The organism is Streptomyces anandii JCM 4720 (genome assembly GCF_014650655.1).
GTDB classification, from domain to species: Bacteria; Actinomycetota; Actinomycetes; order Streptomycetales; family Streptomycetaceae; genus Streptomyces; species Streptomyces anandii.
The window spans coordinates 1-3,346 of sequence record NZ_BMVJ01000061.1; the positions used below are offsets into that span (position 1 = coordinate 1).

The window sequence follows — 3,346 nt, forward strand, 5'->3', positions numbered from 1 at the left end:
CCGCCTCCACCTGGACGCCCTCGGCGTGAAGCTGACCCGGCTGCGTCCCGAGCAGGCCGCGTACATCGGCGTCGACGTCGAGGGCCCGTACAAGTCCGACCACTACCGTTACTGACCGGCGGCCGAGCCGCGCCCCGCGTCTCGCCAAGGTCCTCGGAGGCAGGCCCCCGCACCCCCGTGCCGGGGGCCTGCCCCTTTGGCCGACGTCCGACCCGGCCGGCCGAGCCGAACCTCAGAACCCAGGACCCCCATGCCCCGCGGCCGCTATTCGCTCCATGATCCGCACGATCACACCCCCTTCGCGGACGAACACTTCCAGTGCGCACCCGGCCCCTCCGGCTGGCGCTACGTCTCCCAGCTGACCACCCCCTCGGGCGACCACCGCGGCTCCGTCGACCTCGCCCTCGACGAACTCGGCCGCCCCATCCGCCTCGAACTCCACACCGGCAGCTGGCAGGTGCGCGGCGCCGCCCTCGACGGCGTCACCTGGGTCCGCACCGACCCCACCGGTACTCATGCCACCGAAGGCAATGTGCGCGCCCACGCCTTCACCGGCACGTCCCCCGCGTTCCTCGTCGCCACGGCACGTCTCCTGCGCCTCACCCCCTCCTCCGCCGCCACTCGCGTACGCCTCGTCTGCTTCACGGAACCGGTCCTCGCCCCACGCACCGTGGACCGGTCCTGGGCCCTGGTGAAGAGAGAAGCACACGCCACTGACAACGGCCCCCTGACCGTGGAGGAATACCAGGTCACAGCCCTGGACACGGGCGAACAACACACCGTGCACCTCGCCGGGGATGTGGTCCTCGCCGCCCCCGGCATCGAGCTCGAGGACCTCCAGTCACCGCCGTCGGTCTTCGCCCCCTGACTCGCCCCTGGAACGCGTACGAGCCGCCGGCCGGCGCACCCGCTACGCGGGCGGCACGAACCCGGTGGCGGGCCCGGCAGGCCTCGGAGGCTCAGCGGGCAGCTCGGCAGACCCTGCGTCCTGCGAAGCCGCTGCCCGCGGACTCCGCGGCGACGGCGGAACGGAAGGAGCCTGGGGTGTCCGCGGGGCGGCGAAGGGGGCCTGCGCGGAAAAGGGCGTGTGCGGGACCGGCGGGACCAGCTGAGCCTCTCCCTGGCCGTCCCCCTTTCCACTTCCAATCCCACTTCGGCTGCCGAACGCCCGCCGCGCCTCACGCGTCTGTCGCTCGTGCAGCACCGCCGCCAGATACATCGCCGGCGGCACCTCGGGCGGCACCGGAGCTCCCGTACGAGCCGCGACATCGGCCGCCAGGCGCTGCGCCACGCCCCAGCCCACCTGCGGATCCATCTGCCGCATCCGCGTCAGGTACTGCCGGACGGCCAGCCACAACCCGTCCGGCACCGCCGACAGGTCGAGCGCCGTAAAGCGTCCGGCCAGCCAAGGCGGCGGCGGGGGCACGAAGGCCGCCTGCCCGGCCGGAATCCGTTCCCGCACGACGAGCGTGCCCGCGAACACGTCACCCAGCCGTCGCCCGCGCGCCGACACCAGGGACGCGATGCAGGCGACGACTCCGAACGTCATCAGGATCTCGACCACGCCCAGCGCACCGCGCACCAGCGCGTGCCGGAACCGGATCGGCCCGCCGTCGTCGCGCACCACGCGCAGCCCGCACGCCAGCTTGCCGAGCGACCGGCCGTGGCTCAGCGTCTCGACCGCGATCGGTCCCCCCACCAGCACGAGCAGGAAGGTCGCGATCGACAGGGCGATCTGCGCGGCATCGTCGAGGGAAGCCGTTCCCGCCACCAGAGCCACACTGACGGCGATGTACACCGCCACGGCCACCGCGAGGTCGAGCAGCACGGCCAACGCCCTGCTGGGCAGCCTCGCCGGGCGCAACTCCAGCGCCACCGCCTCGCCCGTCACCAGCTCGCTCACGCCCCGCCGTCCTTCCCCTGGCCTGCCCCGAGAACGGCCAGTCTGCCAAGCTGAGCACGACCGCGCCGTAGTACGACAACCTGACACATCCGTCGGGCAGTCGGACAACCAGCCGAGGAGCAGGCAGACACGATGGACCTGGACGTCTTCGTCTCCGCCCACCGAGCAGAGTGGGACCGCCTCGACGCCCTGCTCCGCCGCCGGCGCCGTCTCACCGGCGCGGAGGCCGACGAACTGGTCTCCCTCTACCAGCGCACGGCCACGCACCTCTCACTGATCCAGTCCAGCGCCCCGGACCCCCAGCTCACGGGCCGGCTCAGCCAGCTCGTGGCGCGCGCTCGCAGCACCGTCACCGGAACGCGCCGCGCGTCATGGCGCGACGTCACCCGCTTCCTGCTGGAGGGCTTCCCCGCGGCGGTCTACCGCGCACGCCACTGGTGGGTGCCGACCGCGCTCGTCTCCACGGTCGTCGCCGTCCTCCTGGGCTGGTGGATCGGTACGCATCCCGAGGTGCAGGCGACGATCGCAGCGCCAGGCGAACTGCGGCAGCTCACCCGTCCCGGCGGCGAGTACGAGACCTACTACTCCAGCCATCCCGCGGCCGCCTTCGCGGCCCAGGTGTGGACGAACAACGCCCAGGCCGCGGCCATGTGCCTGGTCCTGGGCGTCTTCCTGGGGCTGCCGGTCCTCTGGATCCTCTTCCAGAACATGCTCAACCTCGGCGTCGGCATAGGCCTGATGTCCTCGGCCGGCCGGCTGGACACGTTCCTGGGCCTCGTCCTCCCGCACGGCCTGCTCGAACTGACCGCGGTCTTCGTCGCCGCCGGTACGGGCCTGCGCCTCGGCTGGACCCTCATAGACCCCGGTCCGCGCACCCGCCGCACGGCGCTCGCCGAGGAAGGCCGGTCGGCGGTCGGCATGGCGATCGGCCTGGCCCTGGTGCTCTTCGTGTCCGGAGCGATAGAGGGCTTCGTGACCCCGTCGGGTCTGCCCACCTGGGCCCGCATCGGCATCGGGATCGCCGCCGAGCTGTCCTTTCTCGCCTACGTCTACGTCCTCGGCGGTCGCGCCGCGCGTGCCGGCGAGACAGGGGACCTGGCGGCAACCGAGCGCAGCGCCAGCGTGCCGATGGCCGCCTGATGTGCGTCGGGCCCTCCTGAGCTGCTAGTCTCCTCTTCGCCCCACCGGAGCCGTTGACACGGACCGAGCGGGGAGGTAGATTCGAACAGTTGCCTGGAGATGGGTTACGACCCAACGGGCGACCAGTGAACATCTGTCTGCTTCTTAAAAACGTCGATCACATCGACTCGAAGAAGCCATCCCGATGAAATCGGAAAACGAAGGCCGGTCAGACCGGCTCGAAACTTCTGATAAAGTCGGATCCGCCGGAAAGGAAACCGCGAGAGCGGAAACCTGGAAAGCGCCGAGGAAATCGGATCGAGA

4 protein-coding genes are annotated in these 3,346 nt (G+C 71.2%); 3 read left to right on the forward strand and 1 reads right to left on the reverse strand.

Going from position 1 to position 3,346, the window contains the following annotated elements:
• Positions 1-115 (forward strand): adenosylhomocysteinase (locus IE249_RS35195; RefSeq protein WP_189711547.1); only part of this gene is annotated, 115 nt, incomplete at its 5' end.
• A 135-nt stretch (positions 116-250) separates the two neighbouring features.
• Positions 251-868, forward strand: a complete 618-nt coding sequence (locus IE249_RS35200) for a hypothetical protein (protein ID WP_189711549.1) — start codon at positions 251-253, stop codon at positions 866-868.
• A 42-nt stretch (positions 869-910) separates the two neighbouring features.
• On the opposite strand, the gene IE249_RS35205 is transcribed toward IE249_RS35200, so the two are convergent.
• Positions 911-1,903, reverse strand: a complete 993-nt coding sequence (locus IE249_RS35205) for an RDD family protein (RefSeq protein WP_189711552.1) — start codon at positions 1,901-1,903, stop codon at positions 911-913.
• Between the two features lie 132 nt (positions 1,904-2,035).
• Between IE249_RS35205 and IE249_RS35210 the strand changes: the two genes are divergently transcribed.
• Positions 2,036-3,043 (forward strand): stage II sporulation protein M, encoded by a 1,008-nt coding sequence (locus IE249_RS35210; RefSeq protein ID WP_189711554.1) that lies wholly within the window; start codon positions 2,036-2,038, stop codon positions 3,041-3,043.
• Positions 3,044-3,346: the final 303 nt, after the last annotated feature.